We start from the raw sequence: 18,339 nt of genomic DNA, 5'->3' as shown, positions 1-18,339 counted from the left end.
CTCCACAAGCACCCACACGAATTGCTTGATTCAGTTGTTAAAGAGCGGTTGGTTAAGATCTTTCGTCTCAACCGAGGCGCGCATTCTACAGCAGCCTCATTTGCTGTCAAGTGATTATTTTCAGAAGTTTTCGAAGATTTCTTCAACAACTTCAACCACTTGCGCCTCCGATCTCTCGTTAGCGGGAGGCGAATTCTACAGCGTTACACGCTGCTGTCAACACCTCTTTTTCTCCGCTTTCGATCGAGAAGATCGAAACGTTAATAGAGCCAAACAACACCACCCTACCAACTCCTTCTGGGCTTCGATGAACTGAAGCGATCCGCTGTCGAATCTTGCGTAACTCTTTGTTTACCAAGGAGTTTTCCGTTTCGACTGCGCCGGAAGTGGGGCGAATTATAGACAGATATAATTCGCCGTCAACACTTAATTTCAGGATTAGTCCGATTTGAGCGTAATACGCGCAAATGCCTTCTTGCCAGCCTGGCAAACATGGGTCGCACCCAGCTGATATATAAAGGAGCGATCCACAACCTCACCATCAACTCGCACACCACCCGACCCCAAAAGATCACGCGCAACCGCCGAGTTCTTCACCAAGCCTGCCTTATTAAGGACAGCCGCGATTGGCATTGCCTCAGTCGCAGTCAGCTCGACCTCCGGCAGGTCGTCAGGCAACTCGCCCTCCTTCATACGATTGCCCGCAGCACGATGAGCACTGGCAGCAGCCTCCTCACCATGAAAGCGCGCAACGATCTCTTCGGCCAGCTTGATTTTCACGTCACGAGGGTTGGCCCCTGCTTCAACCTCAGCACGCAGTGCATTAATCTCATCCATCGAGCGGAAGCTCAACAGTTCGAAGTAGCGCCACATCAACGCATCAGGAATCGACACAAGCTTTCCGTACATCACACCCGGTGCTTCCTGGATGCCCACGTAATTGCCCAAGGACTTGGACATCTTCTTAACACCATCCAATCCCTCCAATAGAGGCATGGTCAGAATGCACTGAGCCTCCTGCCCATAAGCGCGCTGCAGCTCGCGCCCCATCAGGAGATTGAACTTCTGATCCGTACCACCCAGCTCAACGTCCGCGCGCAACGCTACCGAGTCGTACCCCTGAACCAGCGGATAGAGGAACTCGTGGATCGCGATCGGCTGATTGGTGGAGTAGCGCTTGTCGAAATCATCGCGCTCCAGCATGCGTGCCACGGTGTACTGGGAGGTCAGACGGATAAAGTCTGCCGGCCCCATCTGATCCATCCAAGTGGAGTTGAAGGCCACTTCGGTCTTGGCTGGGTCGAGAATCTTGAACACTTGGGTTTTGTAGGTCTCGGCATTGTCGAGAACCTGCTCGCGCGTCAACGGAGGGCGCGTCGCGCTCTTGCCACTGGGATCACCAATCATCCCGGTAAAATCACCTATAAGGAAGATCACCTGGTGCCCCAGCTCTTGGAACTGACGTAGCTTATTAATAAGCACGGTGTGCCCTAGGTGCAGATCAGGCGCCGTCGGATCAAAGCCGGCCTTGATACGCAGGGGCTGGCCGCGCTTGAGCTTTTCAATCAGCTCAGCTTCGACCAACAGTTCTTCCGCACCACGTTTTATCAGCGCTAGCTGCTCTTCAACCGACTTCATAACAGACCCGCAAGGCTCAGATTCAAAAGGGAACCAACCATACAAGATCAGGGACTAATTACAAGTTTTGCCCTGCGAACGGACACCGTTCAGCAAGCCCAGCGTTCGCGAGCTTGCGCCACAGATGATTTGGTTATATTTTATACAGTTATTTCATCTTCATCATGTCATTCATCTTTTCCATTTCATCTTTTCAAAGTCAAAATTACTTATGACCACTGAACCGTCTAAAGCGCCGCCGCTTTACCCGAAGACCCACCTGCTCGCCGCAAGTGGTATCGCCGCTCTTCTCAGCCTGGCACTCCTGGTATTCCCTTCCAGTGACGTGGAAGCCAAACGGACGTCTCTGAGCCTTGACTTGGAGACTCCGGCTGAACAACTGACACAAGATCAAGACGCTTCTGACGTTCAACAAGCCACAAATGCTCCCGTCGAATCACCCTTCGCTCAGATAGAAAGCTCTCCCGAGGACACTCAGCAAGCCGCTCAGAGCCAGCCCACGCCGGCTGCAACCCCTGCGAAAAACCCGCAACACCGCGAAGTGATCGTGTCTAAAGGTGACACGCTGTCTACCTTGTTCGAAAAGGTTGGCCTCCCGGCCGCATCCGTAACCGAAGTGCTTGCCAGCGATAAGCAAGCCAAGCAATTCACCCAGCTCAAACGTGGCCAGAAGCTTGAATTCGAACTGACCCCAGATGGCCAACTGAGCAACCTGCACACCAATCTCAGCGACCTGGAAAGCATTACGCTGACCAAGGGCGCCAAAGGCTATGCCTTCAATCGCATCACCACCAAGCCAGTGATGCGCTCCGCCTATGTTCACGGCGTGATCAACAGCTCGCTTTCGCAATCCGCCGCCCGCGCCGGCTTGTCACACAACATGACCATGGATATGGCCAACGTGTTTGGCTACGACATCGACTTCGCCCAGGACATCCGCCAGGGTGATGAATTCGACGTGATCTACGAGCAGAAAGTCGCCAACGGCAAAGTGGTCGGCACCGGCAACATTCTTTCCGCGCGCTTCACCAATCGCGGCAAAACCTACACCGCTGTGCGCTACACCAACAAACAAGGCAACACCAGCTACTACACCGCTGATGGCAACAGCATGCGCAAGGCCTTCATCCGTACCCCGGTAGACTTCGCGCGCATCAGCTCGCGCTTCTCCATGGGTCGTAAACATCCGATCCTGAACAAGATCCGCGCCCACAAAGGTGTCGACTATGCTGCCCCGCGCGGCACGCCGATCAAGGCTGCCGGCGATGGCAAGGTCTTGCTGGCCGGCCGTCGAGGCGGTTATGGCAACACCGTGATCATCCAGCACGGCAACACTTACCGCACGCTATATGGCCACATGCAAGGGTTCGCCAAAGGCGTGACGACTGGCGGCACCGTGAAGCAAGGCCAGGTGATCGGCTATATCGGCACCACCGGCCTATCCACTGGTCCGCACTTGCATTATGAATTCCAGGTCAACGGCGTTCACGTCGACCCACTGGGCCAGAAGCTGCCGATGGCCGACCCCATCGCCAAGGCCGAGCGCGCACGCTTCATGCAACAGAGCCAACCGCTGATGGCGCGTATGGATCAGGAGCGCTCTACCTTGCTGGCATCGGCGAAGCGCTAAGCGATGCCGCGCTATATTGGAGTGATGTCCGGAACCAGCCTGGATGGCCTGGACATCGCGCTGATCGAACAAGACTCGGCGATCAAGTTGATCGCCACTCACTACATCCCCATGCCAGATACGCTGCGCACTGAATTATTGAGTCTGTGCGCCAGCGGGCCGGACGAAATTGCCCGCTCGGCCATCGCCCAACAACACTGGGTAGCGCTCGCTGCCCAAGGCATTCATGCCTTGCTGGAGCAGCAGGCGCTCAAACCGACGGACATTCGCGCGATCGGCAGCCACGGCCAGACAATTCGCCACGAGCCTTCCCGCGGCTTTACGGTCCAGATCGGCAACCCAGCACTGCTCACTGAATTGACCGGAATCACCGTCGTCAGCGACTTCCGCAGCCGCGATGTGGCAGCGGGTGGCCAAGGCGCGCCGCTGGTACCGGCCTTCCATGAGGCACTGTTTGGCGAGCGCACTGGCAATCGCGCGGTGTTGAATGTGGGCGGGTTCAGCAACCTCAGCCTGATCGAGACCGACAAGCCCGTCGCGGGCTTCGACTGCGGACCAGGCAACGTACTGCTGGATGCGTGGATTCATTGGCAACGGGGCGAACACTTTGACCGTGATGGTCAGTGGGCCGCCAGCGGGAACGTTCAGCAGCAGTTGCTCAGCACACTGCTCAGCGATCCATTCTTCTTGACCAAGGGTCCGAAAAGCACCGGCCGTGAAGTATTCAATCTGGATTGGCTGCAACAACACCTTGCCCGCCTACCGACGTTCGCTCCCCAAGATGTCCAGGCAACCTTGCTGGAATTGACGTCGCTGACCATCGTCGAGTCTCTGCGAGCAGCACAAAGCCACACTGAAACCCTACTGGTCTGTGGCGGTGGCGCCCATAACACCACACTGATGAACCGCCTGGCCGATCTACTGCCCTCCACTCACGTCAGCACAACCGCTCCATACGGCGTTGACCCGGATTGGGTAGAAGCCATGGCATTTGCGTGGCTGGCACACTGCTGCCTGGAAGGTATCCCCGCTAACCGCCCAAGCGTCACCGGCGCGCGCGGGCTGAGAATACTCGGCGCGATCTATCCCGCCTGAACCCCAGACAGCAAAACGCCGCTTGGCCGATCAAAGCCAAGCGGCGTTTTTGTATGCGCTATCGATTAGATCGAGAACGAAGACCCGCAACCACAGGTGGTGGTGGCATTAGGGTTTTTGATCACAAAACGCGAGCCTTCCAGACCTTCCTGATAGTCCACCTCAGCGCCAGCCAGGTACTGGAAGCTCATCGGATCGACGACCAGGCTTACACCCTCGCGCTCAACGATGGTGTCGTCATCGGCCACTTCTTCATCGAAGGTAAAACCATATTGAAACCCTGAACAACCGCCGCCCGTAACGAATACGCGCAGCTTCAAGCGATCATTACCCTCTTCATCGACCAGGCTCTTCACCTTGTGCGCAGCACCGTGGGTGAATTGCAAAGCCGTGGGGGTGAAGGATTCAACGCTCATGCTGATAATCTCCCGGCGTCGCGCCGCCATATGCGTAATGGCGGGCATTATCCGCTTCTCCTAGAAAAGCGGTCAACTATTGTTACGGTATATCAATCTGCTCGGCAGGGCTTAAAAACACAAAAGGCCCGATCAACGGGCCTTTTGCAAAGCAACAGACGTCCTTACGGCAACATGCCCGCATGGGACAAGCCCAGCTTCTCATCTAGGCCAAACAGGATGTTCATGTTCTGTACTGCCTGGCCTGACGCGCCTTTGACCAAGTTATCAATCACCGACAGCACCACGACCAAGTCACCGTCCTGCGGGCGATGCACGGCGATCCGGCACACATTGGCACCACGTACGCTGCGGGTTTCCGGATGGCTGCCGGCTGGCATTACGTCGACGAACGGCTCATTGGCATAGCGTTTTTCAAACAGTGCCTGCAGGTCTACCGAACGATCGGTCACGGTCGCGTAGAGCGTGGAGTGGATACCACGGATCATGGGGGTCAAGTGCGGCACGAAGGTCAGCCCAACGTCCTTACCGGCAGCGCGACGCAGACCCTGACGGATTTCCGGCAAGTGACGATGCCCTTTTACCGCGTAGGCCTTCATGCTTTCCGACGTCTCGGAGTACAAAGACCCCACCGCGGCGCCGCGCCCCGCGCCACTGACACCTGATTTGCAATCAGCGATCAGGCGCGACGCATCCGCTAGGCCGGCTTCGAGCAACGGCAGGAACCCCAACTGAGTTGCGGTTGGATAGCAACCCGGCACGGCGATCAGGCGCGCCTGCTTGATCTGCTCACGATTGACTTCCGGCAGACCGTACACCGCTTCTTCCAACAACTGCGGTGCGCCGTGAGGCTGACCGTACCACTTGGCCCATTCGTCGGCGTCCTGCAGACGGAAGTCCGCCGACAGATCGATGACCTTGGTCCCGGCAGCCAGCAACTCGCCGGCCAGTGCATGGGCGACGCCATGGGGTGTGGCGAAGAAAACCACATCGCAGGCGCCTAAGGTTTGGGTGTCCGGGACGCTGAACGCCAGGCCGTCGTAATGGCCGCGCAGGTTCGGGTACATATCCGCCACAGCCAGGCCCGCCTCGGATCGGGAGGTGATGACCACCACCTCAGCTTGCGGATGCTGAGCCAACAGACGCAGCAATTCGACACCGGTGTAACCCGTGCCGCCGACGATACCGACCTTGACCATAAACCTGCCCTCAACGAACCCACTGGAAAGCCGTCGATAATAGGGGCCGCATCGATCTGCGACAACCGCCAACGTGACGTATGGACGCATCTGCCACTACTATCCTCGCTACCGTGAACCTGGGAATAACTAAAAATGCTCTATCTATGGGTCAAAGCCTTCCACATCGTCAGCATCGTCTGCTGGTTTGCAGCGCTGTTCTACCTGCCACGCCTGTTCGTCTACCACGCTCAAAGCGAGGACACCATCAGCAAGGAACGCTTCAGCATCATGGAGCGCAAGCTGTACCGCGGCATCATGAATCCGGCGATGCTTGCCAGCCTTGTCTTCGGCATCTGGCTGATCGCGCTGAACCCCGGCATCTTCAGCACGGGCGGCTGGATTCACGCCAAGCTGACCCTGGTCGTGCTGCTGATCGGTTACCACCATATGTGCGGCGCTCAGGTAAAACGTTTTGCCCGTGGCGAAAACACCCGCAGCCATGTCTTTTATCGCTGGTTCAATGAAGTTCCAGTTCTGATATTGCTGGCTGTCGTAATTTTGGTGGTGGTCAAACCGTTCTAACGTCAATCAATCGGGGTACATCCAATGTCGCTGCCCGCTCTGCTCGAACAACGTCTGCGCCTACCCGTGGTGGCTGCGCCGATGTTTCTGATTTCCAACCCACAGCTGGTCCTGGCGTGTTGCCGCAACGGGATCGTCGGCAGCTTTCCGGCGCTCAACCAGCGTGAAAGCAGCGGTTTCAAAGCCTGGCTGGAAGAAATCGAAGCGGGTCTGGCGCAGTTGGATAGCCCCGCGCCCTATGCCGTCAACCTGATCGTGCATGGCAGCAACCCACGCCTTGAGGCCGACTTGGCGATCTGCGTCGAGCACAAAGTGCCGATCGTCATCACCAGCCTCGGCGCGGTCAAAGAGGTGGTGGACGCGGTGCACAGCTACGGCGGCCTGGTGTTTCATGACGTCACTACCCGGCGGCACGCCGAAAAAGCCGCCGAAGCCGGCGTGGATGGCCTGATCGCCGTGGCCGCCGGCGCCGGTGGTCATGCCGGGACCTGGAGCCCGTTCGCGCTGATCGCCGAGATCCGTCAATTCTTCGATAAAACCGTACTGCTGGCAGGTTGCCTCAACCATGGGCATGAGATTCTCGCTGCTCAAATCATGGGCGCAGACCTGGCCTATCTGGGCACCCGTTTTATCGGCACCACCGAAAGCCACGCTCCGGATGCGTATAAAGAGATGCTGCTCACATCGCGCGCCGCGGACATCGTGCACACTCCCGCTGTCTCCGGCGTGCCTGCAAGCTTTATGCGCCAGAGCCTGGAAAACGCCGGTTTCGGCTTAAATGCGTTGCAAGGCAAAGGTGAAGTCAACTTTGGCTCCAAGCTCAAACCGTTGAACGACGAAGCCAAGGCCTGGAAGACTGTTTGGTCCGCCGGCCAAGGTGTCGGTGAGATTGATGATTTACCCAGCGTCGATGAACTCGTTGCCCGCCTGAATGCCGAATACCGCGAGGCGCAAACACAGGCGACACAGTTACACTGGCCACGCTGAACAACCCTGCAAGGCCCGCGAATTGGCACGGGCCTGCACTCCCCTAATGTTTGAATGACAAGGATGCCCGCATGAGCGACAACCGTTTCAAGATTGTGTTTGATGGAGCCTTGCTCCCGGGTGTCGAAAGCACCACGGCCAAGCTGAACTTGGCCGAACTGTTCAAAAGTGACGTCGAGGCCATCGAAAAACTCTTCACCGGCCGCACCGTCGCGCTCAAACGCGACCTGTCCCGGCCAGACGCCGAAACCTACCTGACCGCGCTGAAAAACGCCGGGGTCGATGCACGCATCGAAGCCGAGCAGCCGGTGGCCTTCAGTCTCGCCGAAACCCACGAAACGGATTCCGGCTCCACCGATTTCTCCAGCCCCGCCGGATCACCGTACGCGCCGCCACGGGCTGCCGTGGGTGACAACCTGCCGGAATATGCCACCCTCAAAGTGTTCACCATCAATGGGCGCATCGGTCGCCTGCGGTACCTGGCATGGACGCTGGTACTTACCGTCGCAATGCTTGTGGCAGCCGGCATCCTGAGCACCGTGGGTTTTGCCGTGGCGACTGCCTCGCCGACCATCGCCATCATCCTCGGCTCGCTGCTGGGTTTCGCACTGTTCGTGGCGCTGGTCGTCGTGAGCGTGCAGATCGGCGTGCAGCGCTTGCACGACCTGGGCTGGTCCGGCTGGTTGTATTTGCTTAACCTCGTTCCGCTGGTCAACAGCATTTTCCCGTTGCTACTGCTGGTATTGCCGGGTAACACAGGCGCCAACCAGTACGGCGCGCCTCCGCCGCGCAACTCCACCGCGGTCAAAGTCCTGGCTTCGCTGTGGCTGGCGTTTATCCCTTTGATGTTGATCATCGTGGTCGGCCTGGGGATGAACGGCTATCTCGATCAACTCGAAAGCAACGTGGACAGCAGCTACGAAAGCAGCTCCATGACGTACGACGAGGACGCCGACCAGAGCGGTACCGTCGAGGAAGAAGACACGCAAAGTGCTGACGAAGCGGCCGACCCTGTAGACTCTCCAGATCAGTAAAGAAACGCCCCGTGTCGGTGATGCCCCAATCACCGGCACGGGACGTTGCGATGGAGAAACGCATGACCCGTTACGCTCTGATCACCGGTGCCTCCAGTGGCATTGGCCTGGCTTTGGCCGAAGCATTGGCCCGTCGCGGTCGCAGCTTGATTCTGGTGGCCCGCCAGCGTGATCAGTTGGAAAGCATTGCAATCGAATTGACTCAACGCTTTGGCGTAGAGGTGCTGTTTCGCGCCTGTGACCTGGGCGAGCCGCTACGTTTATCCGGGTTTCTGCTGGAGCTTGAAGAAGGCGAGCGGCAGATCGATCTGCTGGTGAACTGCGCCGGCATCGGTACCAGCGGGCCGTTTCTGGCTCAGGACTGGATGACCGAGCAGGATCTGATCGAAGTCAACATCCTCGCCCTGACCCGCATGTGTCATGCCTTGGGGAATGCCATGGCGTTACAGGGCGGCGGGCAGATTCTCAACGTCGCCTCGATTGCGGCTTTTCAGCCAGGCCCGTGGATGAGCAGTTATTACGCCAGCAAGGCGTATGTGCTGCATTTTTCCGAGGGCCTGCGCGAAGAGCTGAAAAGCTGCGGCATCAAGGTCTCGGTGCTGTGCCCGGGGCCGACGCGCACCGCGTTTTTCGGCACGGCAAACATGGACGCCGCCAAGCTCGAACGCAGTGACCAGTTGATGAGCCCGGAGCAAGTGGCGCTCTACACCGTACGCGCGCTGGAAAAGAACAAAGCCATCATTATTCCCGGGCGACGCAACCGCTGGCTGGCATTCAGCCCTCGATTCAGCCCGCGCTGGCTGGCCCGCAAGATCGCCGGCGCAATCAATAAGGCCTATTGCCCCCGCTGAGCGCCTGAGTACACTCAACCTGCCTTTTCATCATGGAGAAACCGCTGTGGATACTCTGTTCACCAAGATCATCAACAGAGAAATACCCGCGAAGATCATCTACGAAGATGATCAAGTCCTCGCTTTCCACGACATCGCCCCGCAGGCACCGGTGCATTTTCTGGTGATTCCGAAAAAGCCTATCCGTACGTTGAACGACCTCACCGAGGCCGATAAAGGTCTGGCCGGCCATATCCTGTTCACTGCCCAGCGCCTGGCCCTGGAGCTGGGTTGCGAAGAAGGTTTCCGCGTGGTCATGAATTGCAATGAGATGGGCGGACAAACCGTTTATCACATCCATATGCACGTCCTGGGTCAGCGCCAGATGAACTGGCCGCCGGGCTGATCGCCCGATAAGCCGGGGTCAGGTCTCAAGGCTGCGACCCCATGCCCTTGACGCAGCGCAAACGCGCCCCTCTCTCTTGCGGTAAACTGGCCGCCGAGATTCTTCCCGGAGGTCAGCATGACTACCCAACGTCACTACTCGCCGATTGACCGTCTGTTGCTGCAAGCCGATACGGCCATGCGCACGCTGCTGCCCTTCAGCGGCCAACCTTACCGCCCATCGCCCGCCCTGCTGCAGCCCGATGTGCAGATGAACGAGGCCGACACCCGTCACGTCGCCGGTTTGATGCGCATCAACCATACCGGCGAAGTGTGTGCCCAGGCGCTGTATCAGGGCCAGGCCCTGACCGCCAAGCTGCCGCAAGTGCGCGCGGCCATGGAGCATGCGGCAGAGGAAGAAATCGACCACCTGGCGTGGTGCGAACAGCGCATCCGTCAATTGGGCAGCCACCCGAGCGTGCTGAACCCGCTGTTCTACGGCTTATCGTTTGGCATTGGCGCCGTGGCGGGCCTGGTCAGCGACAAGGTCAGCCTCGGTTTCGTCGCGGCCACGGAACATCAGGTGTGCAAGCACCTGGACGAGCATCTGGAACAACTGCCCAGTGAAGACGAAAAGTCCCGCGCCATTCTTGAACAGATGCGCGTCGACGAAGAACACCACGCCGAAAGCGCACTGGACGCGGGCGGCTTCCGCTTCCCGGCACCGGTACGCTTCGGCATGAGCCTGCTGGCCAAGGTCATGACCAAAAGCACGTACCGCATCTGACCCAAACGGCAGACGCAAAAAAGGGCGCTTTCAAAGCGCCCTTTTCTTTGGTCGACGGGTTATCAACCCAACTCGACGATTTCGTAATCATGGGTAATGGCCACACCGGCCGCGCCCAACATGATCGACGCCGAGCAGTATTTCTCCGCCGACAATTCGATGGCACGTTTGACCTGAGCCTCTTTCAACCCCCGGCCTTTCACCACGAAGTGCATATGGATCTTGGTGAAGACCTTCGGATCTTCGCTGGCGCGCTCGGCGTCCAGGAAGGCTTCGCAGCTTTCCACGGCCTGACGGGATTTTTTCAGGATGCTGACCACATCGAAATTGCTGCAACCACCTACACCCAGCAGGAGCATTTCCATCGGGCGTACACCCAGGTTACGGCCACCGGCTTCCGGCGGGCCATCCATGACCACCACATGGCCACTGCCCGACTCACCGAGGAACATGGCTTCGCCCGCCCATTGGATGCGTGCCTTCATCGCCCAGACTCCACTGCTTAAAAAGGGCCGCCAGCTTAGCACAGGGGCCGATCACGGCAGCGCATCCCATGAAAGTGAATCGATAACAGGGTTTGCTCGGTAAATTCCCTAATCGAGTCAGAATGTGTCTGTTAAGCTGGCGTCAAATCGATGGCTCATTGCCACACTTTATCCAGCTTGTCTCTGTGCCGATACGCTGCATACAACAACGCCAACCCCTTTGCGACGCCTTTTCGGGATACAACCATGGTTGCCCTTACTCCCATACCCAAGATCAAGAACATCGACAAGTTGCTGATGCACTGCCAACGCCGACGTTATCCGGCCAAGCACAACATCATCTGTGCCGGCGAGCGTTCCGAAACGCTGTTCTTTATCGTCAAGGGTTCCGTCACCATCCTGATCGAGGATGAAGATGGCCGGGAAATGATCATTGCCTACCTCAACACCGGGGACTTTTTCGGCGAACTGGGCCTGTTCGAACAAGCCGGCAAGGAACAGGAACGCAGCGCCTGGGTGCGCGCGAAGGTGGAATGCGACGTGGCGGAGATCAGTTACGCCAAATTCCGCGAACTGGCGCAACACGATCCCGATATTCTTTACGCCCTCAGCGGCCAGATTGCCCAACGCCTGCGCGACACCACGCGCAAGGTCGGCGACTTGGCGTTCTTCGACGTCACCGGGCGCGTGGCCCGTTGCCTGCTGGAGTTGTGCAAGCAGCCGGATGCCATGACCCACCCCGATGGCATGCAGATTAAAGTCACGCGCCAGGAAATCGGGCGCATTGTCGGTTGTTCAAGGGAAATGGTCGGTCGCGTACTCAAGGACTTGGAAGAACGCAACCTGGTGCACGTTAAAGGCAAGACGATGGTGGTGTTCGGCACTCGCTAGACAGGCATAAAGCTGGCCAGCATCTGACGGTACAGCGTATCCAATCGACTAATGGCATCCGGCGCAGGGAACGCCTCATGCAAGGCGATGTGACGGTCGGCACGAACTCGCTGCTCCAGACCACAGGCTTGGTTGAAGCGATTGACCGCCGCGATCAGTTCTTCGCGATCGTTTTCCAGTAACAACGCCCCATGCACCAACCCTACCGGGCGGCCGCCGCTCTGACGCCACCGTTGGGCGGTGCCGACCATTTTGCGGCCATTGAGGTTGACGTTGTAACGACCGTCGCAGAAGGCACCTTCGATTTCCCCGACGGAGGCGTCGCCGCCCAACTCCATCAACAGATCGCAGATCGGCTGGCACAAACGCTGGTAACCGGTCTCGATGCGATTCTGATCGCCTTCGCTACGTGGCGGTGCATAGACCAGCGCAATGTTGACCGTAGCGCTGGACTGCGGCACCGGTTCGCCGCCAGTTTCGCGCAAGAGCACCGGCCAACCGGCATCCGCAGACACGCGACTGGCGACATCGAAAGCAGGCAATCTGCTCAAGCGGCGTGGCATCACCAATGCCTGATCGCTGGGCTGCCAGAACAACAACCCAAACGGCTGCTCACCCGCGCAAACGGCGGCCAATAAGGCTTGCTCCGCAGCAAGACCTGCTTCAACACGCATCGACACTGGCTGGATCAACGAGCACCTACCTATCTGAACAAACACAAACCCAAATGTGAGAGGGGGCTTGCCCCCGATAGCGGGATGTCAGTCAAGGATGCTCCCACTGAATCGCCGCCATCGGGGGCAAGCCCCCTCTCCCCACTTTGATCGCGTTTCAAATCAATCGAGAGTGGAACCGCTGACCGGTACACCGCGCTCCGGGAAGAACAAGCGCTGCAACTCCGCCCCTGGATTCTCAGCGCGCATGAACGCCTCGCCGACCAGGAACGAGTACACATTGCTGATTTCCATCAGTTCCACATCAGCGCGGTTGAGGATGCCGCTTTCGGTCACCACCAAACGGTCGCGCGGAATACGCGGCAGCAGGTCGAGGGTGGTTTCCAGGCTGACGTCAAAGGTATGCAGGTTACGGTTGTTGACCCCCACCAGCGGTGTGTCGAGGGTTTTCAACGCACGTTCCAGCTCATCGCCATCGTGCACTTCCACCAGCACATCCAGGCCGACGCTTTTGGCCACGGCAGCCAGTTCGGCCATCTTCACGTCATCCAGCGCGGAAACGATCAACAGCACACAGTCGGCGCCCAAGGCACGGGCCTCGACGATCTGGTACGGGTCGACCATGAAATCCTTGCGGATCACTGGCAACTTGCATGCGGCACGAGCCTGTTGCAGGAACAGGTCGGCGCCTTGGAAGTAGTCGATATCGGTGAGCACGGACAGGCATGTCGCCCCGCCCTTTTCGTAGCTGACGGCGATCTCGGCAGGCACGAAGTGCTCACGGATCACGCCTTTGCTCGGCGAGGCTTTTTTGATCTCGGCGATCACCGCCGGCTGCTTCTTTTTGGCCTGATCGATCAAAGCCTTGGCGAACCCGCGCGGCGCATCCGCAGCTTTCGCTTGGGTCTCCAGTTCAGCCAGGCTGACACGAGCGCGGCGCTCGGCGACTTCTTCTGCCTTGCGGGCCAGGATCTTTTCCAGAACGGTCGGCACGCTCATCCTTCATTCTCCATCTTGAATACGGCAGTGAATGCTCCCAGCTCTTCGAGCTTCTCGCGAGCCAGACCGGTGTGCAGTGCATCGTGGGCCAATTCGACACCTTCCTTAAGACTATAGGCATGGTCTGCTGCGTAAAGTGCCGCGCCAGCATTCAGAACAATCATCTCCGCAGCCTTTTGGCCGTTTTCGGTCTTACGACGCCCCAAAGCATCACGAATCAGTTCCAACGATGCCGCCGGGCTTTCCACCGCCAGGCCGTGCAGGCTCTGGCTCTTCATGCCCAAGTCTTCAGGCTCGACCCAATATTCGGTGACTTGATCATTCTTGAGCTCGGCGACAAAGGTCGGCGCCGCCAGGCTGAACTCGTCCAGGCCATCCTTGGAATGCACCACCAGCACATGCTTGCTGCCCAAGCGCTGCAGCACTTCGGCCAATGGCCGGCACAACGCTTGGCTGAACACCCCAACAACCTGATGCTTTACACCGGCCGGATTCGTAAGCGGGCCGAGCATATTGAAGAGCGTGCGCAGGCCCAGGTCTTTACGTGGGCCTGCGGCGTGCTTCATCGCACCGTGGTGGGACTGAGCAAACATAAAGCCGATGCCGACATTGTCGATGCAGCGCGCCACTTGTACCGGGGTCAGGTTCAGGTAGATCCCGGCCGCTTCGAGCAAGTCGGCGCTGCCGCTCTTGCCGGACACCGCACGGTTGCCGTGCTTGGCCACAGTGCAACCCGCCGCCGCCACGACAAAAGACGAAGCCGTCGATACGTTGAAAATATTCGCGCCGTCACCACCGGTGCCGACCACATCCACCACGCCGTCGAGGGTCTTGAGTTCGACCTTGTCCGCCAGCTCGCGCATCACCGACACGGCACCGACGATCTCGTCGATGCTCTCGCTCTTCATGCGCATGGCCATCATAAAGGCGCCGATCTGCGCGTCGGTGCATTGACCGGTCATGATCTCGCGCATCACATCGCTCATTTCAGCGGTGCTCAGGTCCAGATGGCCGACGATACGGCTCAGGGCAGTCTTGATATCCATGGAAAGTCCTTAGCGCGTGCCGCCGCTTTGCTTGAGAAAGTTAGCGAACAGCTCGTAGCCCTGCTCGGTGAGGATCGACTCGGGATGGAATTGCACCCCTTCGACATTCAGTGTTTTGTGGCGCAGCCCCATGATCTCGTCGACGGAGCCGTCTTCCAGCTGGGTCCAGGCGGTCAGTTCCAGGCACTCCGGCAAAGTCTCGCGTTTGACTACCAGTGAATGGTAGCGGGTGACCGTCACCGGCAGGTTCAGGCCCTGAAAAACCCCCACATTGTTATGAAACACCGGGCTGGTCTTGCCGTGCATTACCTGGCGCGCGCGCACCACATCACCGCCAAAGGCCTGGCCGATGGACTGGTGCCCCAGGCACACGCCCAGGATCGGCAGCTTGCCGGCGAAATACTTAATCGCTTCGAGGGAAATACCCGCCTCGGTCGGCGTGCAAGGGCCTGGCGAAACCACGATGCGTTCGGGGTTCAGCGCGGCGATTTCAGCCACGGTCAGTTCGTCGTTGCGCACCACCTTGACCTCGGCACCCAGCTCGCCCAGGTACTGCACCACGTTGTAGGTAAAGGAGTCGTAGTTATCAATCATCAGCAACATGGGGAAACCTCAGGAATTGGGGGTCTGTTCGGCCAGCGCCACAGCGCGGAACATTGCGCGGCGCTTGTTCAGGGTTTCTTCCCATTCGAGGGCCGGCACCGAGTCGGCGACGATTCCGCCACCGGCCTGTACATGCAGCTCCCCGTCCTTGATCACTGCGGTGCGGATCGCAATCGCGGTGTCCATGTTGCCGTTCCAGGCGAAATAGCCGACCGCGCCGCCGTACACGCCGCGTTTGACCGGTTCCAACTCGTCGATGATTTCCATCGCACGGATCTTCGGCGCCCCCGATAACGTACCTGCCGGCAGAATCGCCCGCAGTGCGTCCATCGCGGTCAGCCCGGCTTTCAACTCGCCGGTAACGTTGGACACGATGTGCATCACGTTGGAATAGCGCTCGATCACCATCTTCTCGGTGAGTTTGACCGAACCGATTTCCGAGACGCGCCCGGTGTCGTTGCGGCCCAGGTCGATCAGCATCAGGTGCTCGGCGATTTCCTTGTCGTCGCTCAGCAGGTCTTCTTCCAGGGCCAGATCCGCTTCTTCGGTCGCGCCGCGCGGGCGCGTGCCGGCAATCGGGCGCACGGTGATCAGGTTGTCTTCGACGCGCACCAGCACCTCCGGCGAACTGCCCACCACGTGGAAGTCACCGAAGTTGAAGAAGTACATGTACGGCGTCGGGTTGAAGCAGCGCAGCGCACGATACAGGTCAATCGGCGCCGCCTTGAAGTCGATGGACATGCGCTGCGACGGCACCACCTGCATGCAGTCACCGGCGAGGATGTATTCCTTGATGGTATCGACCGCACGCTCGTAGTCATCCTGAGTGAAACTGGAGCGGAACACCGGGTCGGCCGCCGGTGGACGGCTGAGGTCCAGGCCGCGACGCGGAGTGATCGGCTGCCGCAGCTTTTCCAGCAGGGCTTCGAGGCTGGCCAGGCCTTGCTCGAACGCGTCCGCCTGGGCCGGGTCGGCGAGGACAATGGCGTGCATCTTGCCGGCGAGGTTATCGAACACCACCACTGCGTCGGAGACCATCAGCAGAATGTCCGGCACGCCCAAAGGATCGGGGTTTGGGCACTTGCCCAGGCGTTGCTCCACATAGCGCACGCAGTCGTAGCCGAAATACCCCACCAGGCCACCGTTGAAACGCGGCAGGCCGGCGATGGTCGGCACGTTATAGCGCGCCTTGAACGCTTCGACGAAGGCCAACGGGTCTTCTACGTCGTGACTTTCGACCTCGACGCCATCGTGGGTAATGCTGATGTGATGGTCGTAAACCCGCAGCACAGTGCGGCACGGCAGGCCGATGATCGAGTAACGGCCCCATTTCTCGCCGCCCTGCACCGACTCCAACAGATAGGAGTTGGGGGCGTCGGCCAGTTTCAGGTAGATCGACAGCGGCGTATCGAAGTCGGCCAGGGTTTCGCAGGCCAGGGGGATGCGGTTATAGCCGGCAGCGGCCAAACGCAGGAATTCTTCACGGATCATGAGGTGCCTCGTGGTGTGAGGGTCTAACAGTCAGGTAGGCAAACGTGCCGCACAGGTGCGGCCAGGATCAGTCAGGCGCGCCAACGCCAGCGGGCCAGGGCCTTGATGACTTTCATCCAGAGTTTGCGAGTGACCACCACGATGGAATTTCCAGAAGGGGACGGATCGGTGTCGGGCAACGTTATCTCAGCGCCCGCTCCCAAGCAACCGGGGATTAGCAGTCGCAGGTCATCGATCACCAATGTCGGCGATTCTTCGGCAATCGGCCGACCATGGTTATAGCCGTAACTGAGTGCCACACACTGCACGCCGGCCGCCTTGGCCGCCAGCACGTCATTGCGCGAATCGCCGACGAACAATGACTGGGAGGCCGGGATATTGGCCATTTTCATCACGAAAAACAGCGCCGCTGGGTCGGGTTTTTTCTGTGGCAAGGTATCGCCGCCGATGATCCAGCGGAAATAACGACCGATTTTCATCTGGTCCAACAATGGCGCAACAAAGCGCTCCGGCTTGTTGGTGATCAGGGCCATTTCCACGCCCTGTTTGCTCAACCATTTGAGGGTGTCTCGCACGCCGGGGTAGACCACCGTAAGTTCGTGGCTGCCTTCATAGGCTTCGTTGAACAATTCCAGTGCCCGCTCGGCCTCGACCTCATCGACACCTTCGGCATCGATGTGATTGGCCAGGGCGCGGCGCACGAGCATCTGCGCGCCGTTGCCGACCCATTCGCGCACAGCCTCAATGCCCACCGGCTTGCGCCCCAGTTTGAGCAGCATGTGGTCCACCGCCGCTGCCAGGTCGGGCACCGAATCGATCAACGTACCGTCCAGATCGAACATCACCAGCCGTGGCAATTTGCCGGGAAACAACTGCTCAAAGCCGCTCATGGACGCGCCAGCGCCAGTTCAGCGCGCATCTTGGCGATAACTTCCTGATAGTCCGGGGCATTGAAGATCGCCGAGCCGGCCACAAAGGTGTCAGCGCCGGCAGCGGCGATTTCGCGAATGTTATTGACGTTCACCCCACCGTCGATTTCCAGGCGGATATCACGGCCGGAGGCGTCGATCAGTGCACGGGCTTCGCGCAGCTTGTCGAGGGTGCCAGGGATGAACTTCTGCCCGCCGAAGCCTGGGTTGACGCTCATCAGCAACACCATATCGACCTTGTCCATCACGTACTTGAGCACGTCCAGCGGCGTCGCCGGGTTGAACACCAGGCCAGCCTTGCAGCCGCCTTCGCGGATCAGTTGCAAGGTGCGGTCGACGTGCAGCGAGGCTTCCGGGTGGAAGGTGATGTAAGTGGCGCCGGCTTCAACGAAGTCGCCGATGATGCGATCCACCGGGCTGACCATCAGGTGCGCGTCGATAGGCGCGGTGATGCCGTACTTGCGCAGCGCCGCGCAGACCATCGGGCCGATGGTCAGGTTGGGCACATAGTGGTTGTCCATAACATCGAAATGGACGAAGTCGGCGCCGGCGGCCAGTACCTTGTCCACTTCTTCGCCCAGGCGGGCGAAGTCGGCGGAGAGAATCGATGGAGCAATGACGAAGGGCTGCATGACGCACCTTTTCTGAGCTAAATCA

20 protein-coding genes are annotated in these 18,339 nt (G+C 59.0%); 9 read left to right on the top strand and 11 right to left on the bottom strand.

What is annotated here, in order from left to right:
* Positions 1-438 precede the first annotated feature (438 nt).
* Positions 439-1,638, bottom strand: a complete 1,200-nt coding sequence (tyrS, locus tag ABX75_RS20065; protein WP_034101026.1) for a tyrosine--tRNA ligase — start codon at positions 1,636-1,638, stop codon at positions 439-441.
* A gap of 211 nt (positions 1,639-1,849) precedes the next feature.
* Between tyrS and ABX75_RS20060 the strand changes: the two genes are divergently transcribed.
* Entirely contained in the window at positions 1,850-3,268 is a 1,419-nt protein-coding gene (locus tag ABX75_RS20060; RefSeq protein WP_034101027.1) for a peptidoglycan DD-metalloendopeptidase family protein, read from the top strand.
* A 3-nt stretch (positions 3,269-3,271) separates the two neighbouring features.
* Positions 3,272-4,363: an anhydro-N-acetylmuramic acid kinase gene (locus tag ABX75_RS20055; protein ID WP_047882519.1), complete on the top strand. Its 1,092-nt coding sequence runs from the start codon at positions 3,272-3,274 to the stop codon at positions 4,361-4,363.
* Positions 4,364-4,428: 65 nt separating this feature from the next.
* On the opposite strand, the gene erpA is transcribed toward ABX75_RS20055, so the two are convergent.
* Together erpA and argC are read right to left on the bottom strand one after the other, a co-directional pair.
* Positions 4,429-4,779, bottom strand: coding sequence for an iron-sulfur cluster insertion protein ErpA (gene erpA / locus ABX75_RS20050; RefSeq protein ID WP_007906865.1), 351 nt, complete (start codon positions 4,777-4,779; stop codon positions 4,429-4,431).
* Positions 4,780-4,943: 164 nt separating this feature from the next.
* A complete protein-coding gene (gene argC, locus ABX75_RS20045) occupies positions 4,944-5,978 on the bottom strand; it encodes an N-acetyl-gamma-glutamyl-phosphate reductase (RefSeq protein ID WP_034115262.1) in 1,035 nt (344 codons plus the stop codon).
* A gap of 135 nt (positions 5,979-6,113) precedes the next feature.
* Between argC and hemJ the strand changes: the two genes are divergently transcribed.
* The 6 genes from hemJ to coq7 all read left to right on the top strand — a co-directional run bounded on the left by hemJ (position 6,114) and on the right by coq7 (position 10,564).
* Entirely contained in the window at positions 6,114-6,542 is a 429-nt protein-coding gene (gene hemJ, locus ABX75_RS20040; protein WP_034101032.1) for a protoporphyrinogen oxidase HemJ, read from the top strand.
* Positions 6,543-6,566: 24 nt separating this feature from the next.
* On the top strand, positions 6,567-7,529 hold the full coding sequence (locus ABX75_RS20035) for a nitronate monooxygenase family protein (RefSeq protein WP_047882518.1): 963 nt from the start codon (positions 6,567-6,569) through the stop codon (positions 7,527-7,529).
* A 71-nt stretch (positions 7,530-7,600) separates the two neighbouring features.
* Positions 7,601-8,563 carry a DUF805 domain-containing protein gene (locus tag ABX75_RS20030; protein ID WP_047882517.1) on the top strand — a complete coding sequence of 321 codons (963 nt, stop codon included), beginning with the start codon at positions 7,601-7,603 and terminating at the stop codon, positions 8,561-8,563.
* A 62-nt stretch (positions 8,564-8,625) separates the two neighbouring features.
* Positions 8,626-9,414 carry an SDR family oxidoreductase gene (locus tag ABX75_RS20025; protein ID WP_047882516.1) on the top strand — a complete coding sequence of 263 codons (789 nt, stop codon included), beginning with the start codon at positions 8,626-8,628 and terminating at the stop codon, positions 9,412-9,414.
* Between the two features lie 46 nt (positions 9,415-9,460).
* The gene (locus tag ABX75_RS20020) at positions 9,461-9,799 is read left to right on the top strand and encodes a histidine triad nucleotide-binding protein (protein ID WP_034101037.1); all 339 of its coding nucleotides are present in this window, start codon (positions 9,461-9,463) and stop codon (positions 9,797-9,799) included.
* Positions 9,800-9,916: 117 nt separating this feature from the next.
* The gene (gene coq7 / locus ABX75_RS20015; RefSeq protein ID WP_034115264.1) at positions 9,917-10,564 is read left to right on the top strand and encodes a 2-polyprenyl-3-methyl-6-methoxy-1,4-benzoquinone monooxygenase; all 648 of its coding nucleotides are present in this window, start codon (positions 9,917-9,919) and stop codon (positions 10,562-10,564) included.
* A gap of 62 nt (positions 10,565-10,626) precedes the next feature.
* Here coq7 and ABX75_RS20010 read toward each other — a convergent pair whose 3' ends face one another.
* Positions 10,627-11,049, bottom strand: coding sequence for an OsmC family protein (locus ABX75_RS20010; protein ID WP_034101039.1), 423 nt, complete (start codon positions 11,047-11,049; stop codon positions 10,627-10,629).
* 246 nt (positions 11,050-11,295) lie between these two features.
* Here ABX75_RS20010 and crp point away from each other — a divergent pair, with 246 nt between their 5' ends.
* The gene (crp, locus tag ABX75_RS20005; RefSeq protein ID WP_034101041.1) at positions 11,296-11,940 is read left to right on the top strand and encodes a cAMP-activated global transcriptional regulator CRP; all 645 of its coding nucleotides are present in this window, start codon (positions 11,296-11,298) and stop codon (positions 11,938-11,940) included.
* Here the strand turns inward: crp and ABX75_RS20000 are convergent.
* The 7 genes from ABX75_RS20000 to rpe all read right to left on the bottom strand — a co-directional run bounded on the left by ABX75_RS20000 (position 11,937) and on the right by rpe (position 18,314).
* Entirely contained in the window at positions 11,937-12,632 is a 696-nt protein-coding gene (locus tag ABX75_RS20000) for a lipoate--protein ligase family protein (protein WP_047882515.1), read from the bottom strand. The two genes, crp and ABX75_RS20000, sit on opposite strands and share 4 nt — an antisense overlap.
* Positions 12,633-12,776: 144 nt before the next feature.
* Positions 12,777-13,613, bottom strand: coding sequence for an indole-3-glycerol phosphate synthase TrpC (gene trpC, locus ABX75_RS19995; protein WP_034115266.1), 837 nt, complete (start codon positions 13,611-13,613; stop codon positions 12,777-12,779).
* Positions 13,610-14,659, bottom strand: a complete 1,050-nt coding sequence (gene trpD / locus ABX75_RS19990) for an anthranilate phosphoribosyltransferase (protein WP_034101045.1) — start codon at positions 14,657-14,659, stop codon at positions 13,610-13,612. The genes trpC and trpD overlap by 4 nt, the downstream gene beginning before the upstream one ends.
* A gap of 9 nt (positions 14,660-14,668) precedes the next feature.
* Positions 14,669-15,262, bottom strand: coding sequence for an aminodeoxychorismate/anthranilate synthase component II (locus tag ABX75_RS19985; protein WP_034101046.1), 594 nt, complete (start codon positions 15,260-15,262; stop codon positions 14,669-14,671).
* Between the two features lie 9 nt (positions 15,263-15,271).
* The gene (gene trpE, locus ABX75_RS19980) at positions 15,272-16,753 is read right to left on the bottom strand and encodes an anthranilate synthase component I (protein ID WP_034101048.1); all 1,482 of its coding nucleotides are present in this window, start codon (positions 16,751-16,753) and stop codon (positions 15,272-15,274) included.
* A 71-nt stretch (positions 16,754-16,824) separates the two neighbouring features.
* Positions 16,825-17,643 carry a phosphoglycolate phosphatase gene (locus tag ABX75_RS19975; protein ID WP_034101049.1) on the bottom strand — a complete coding sequence of 273 codons (819 nt, stop codon included), beginning with the start codon at positions 17,641-17,643 and terminating at the stop codon, positions 16,825-16,827.
* Complete coding sequence (rpe, locus tag ABX75_RS19970) at positions 17,640-18,314, bottom strand: ribulose-phosphate 3-epimerase (RefSeq protein ID WP_034101050.1); 675 nt, start codon at positions 18,312-18,314, stop codon at positions 17,640-17,642. Before rpe ends, ABX75_RS19975 begins: the two co-directional genes overlap by 4 nt.
* Positions 18,315-18,339: the final 25 nt, after the last annotated feature.

Origin of the sequence: Pseudomonas sp. ARP3, from assembly GCF_001029595.1 — a bacterium.
GTDB lineage: Bacteria > Pseudomonadota > Gammaproteobacteria > Pseudomonadales > Pseudomonadaceae > Aquipseudomonas > Aquipseudomonas rhodesiae.
Note: the sequence above shows the minus strand (reverse complement) of the source record. Positions and strands in the feature narration are given on the sequence as shown.

Bases quoted from the DNA above. Each gene is read 5' to 3' on its own strand.
- coq7 (WP_034115264.1), top strand. From the start codon at position 9,917: ATGACTACCCAACGTCACTACTCGCCGATTGACCGTCTGTTGCTGCAA.
- ABX75_RS20035 (WP_047882518.1), top strand. From the start codon at position 6,567: ATGTCGCTGCCCGCTCTGCTCGAACAACGTCTGCGCCTACCCGTGGTG.
- ABX75_RS19975 (WP_034101049.1), bottom strand. From the start codon at position 17,643: ATGAGCGGCTTTGAGCAGTTGTTTCCCGGCAAATTGCCACGGCTGGTG.
- ABX75_RS20055 (WP_047882519.1), top strand. From the start codon at position 3,272: ATGCCGCGCTATATTGGAGTGATGTCCGGAACCAGCCTGGATGGCCTG.
- ABX75_RS20025 (WP_047882516.1), top strand. From the start codon at position 8,626: ATGACCCGTTACGCTCTGATCACCGGTGCCTCCAGTGGCATTGGCCTG.
- ABX75_RS20030 (WP_047882517.1), top strand. From the start codon at position 7,601: ATGAGCGACAACCGTTTCAAGATTGTGTTTGATGGAGCCTTGCTCCCG.
- trpE (WP_034101048.1), bottom strand. From the start codon at position 16,753: ATGATCCGTGAAGAATTCCTGCGTTTGGCCGCTGCCGGCTATAACCGC.
- rpe (WP_034101050.1), bottom strand. From the start codon at position 18,314: ATGCAGCCCTTCGTCATTGCTCCATCGATTCTCTCCGCCGACTTCGCC.
- hemJ (WP_034101032.1), top strand. From the start codon at position 6,114: ATGCTCTATCTATGGGTCAAAGCCTTCCACATCGTCAGCATCGTCTGC.
- trpD (WP_034101045.1), bottom strand. From the start codon at position 14,659: ATGGATATCAAGACTGCCCTGAGCCGTATCGTCGGCCATCTGGACCTG.
- trpC (WP_034115266.1), bottom strand. From the start codon at position 13,613: ATGAGCGTGCCGACCGTTCTGGAAAAGATCCTGGCCCGCAAGGCAGAA.
- ABX75_RS19985 (WP_034101046.1), bottom strand. From the start codon at position 15,262: ATGTTGCTGATGATTGATAACTACGACTCCTTTACCTACAACGTGGTG.
- crp (WP_034101041.1), top strand. From the start codon at position 11,296: ATGGTTGCCCTTACTCCCATACCCAAGATCAAGAACATCGACAAGTTG.
- ABX75_RS20060 (WP_034101027.1), top strand. From the start codon at position 1,850: ATGACCACTGAACCGTCTAAAGCGCCGCCGCTTTACCCGAAGACCCAC.
- tyrS (WP_034101026.1), bottom strand. From the start codon at position 1,638: ATGAAGTCGGTTGAAGAGCAGCTAGCGCTGATAAAACGTGGTGCGGAA.
- argC (WP_034115262.1), bottom strand. From the start codon at position 5,978: ATGGTCAAGGTCGGTATCGTCGGCGGCACGGGTTACACCGGTGTCGAA.
- ABX75_RS20010 (WP_034101039.1), bottom strand. From the start codon at position 11,049: ATGAAGGCACGCATCCAATGGGCGGGCGAAGCCATGTTCCTCGGTGAG.
- erpA (WP_007906865.1), bottom strand. From the start codon at position 4,779: ATGAGCGTTGAATCCTTCACCCCCACGGCTTTGCAATTCACCCACGGT.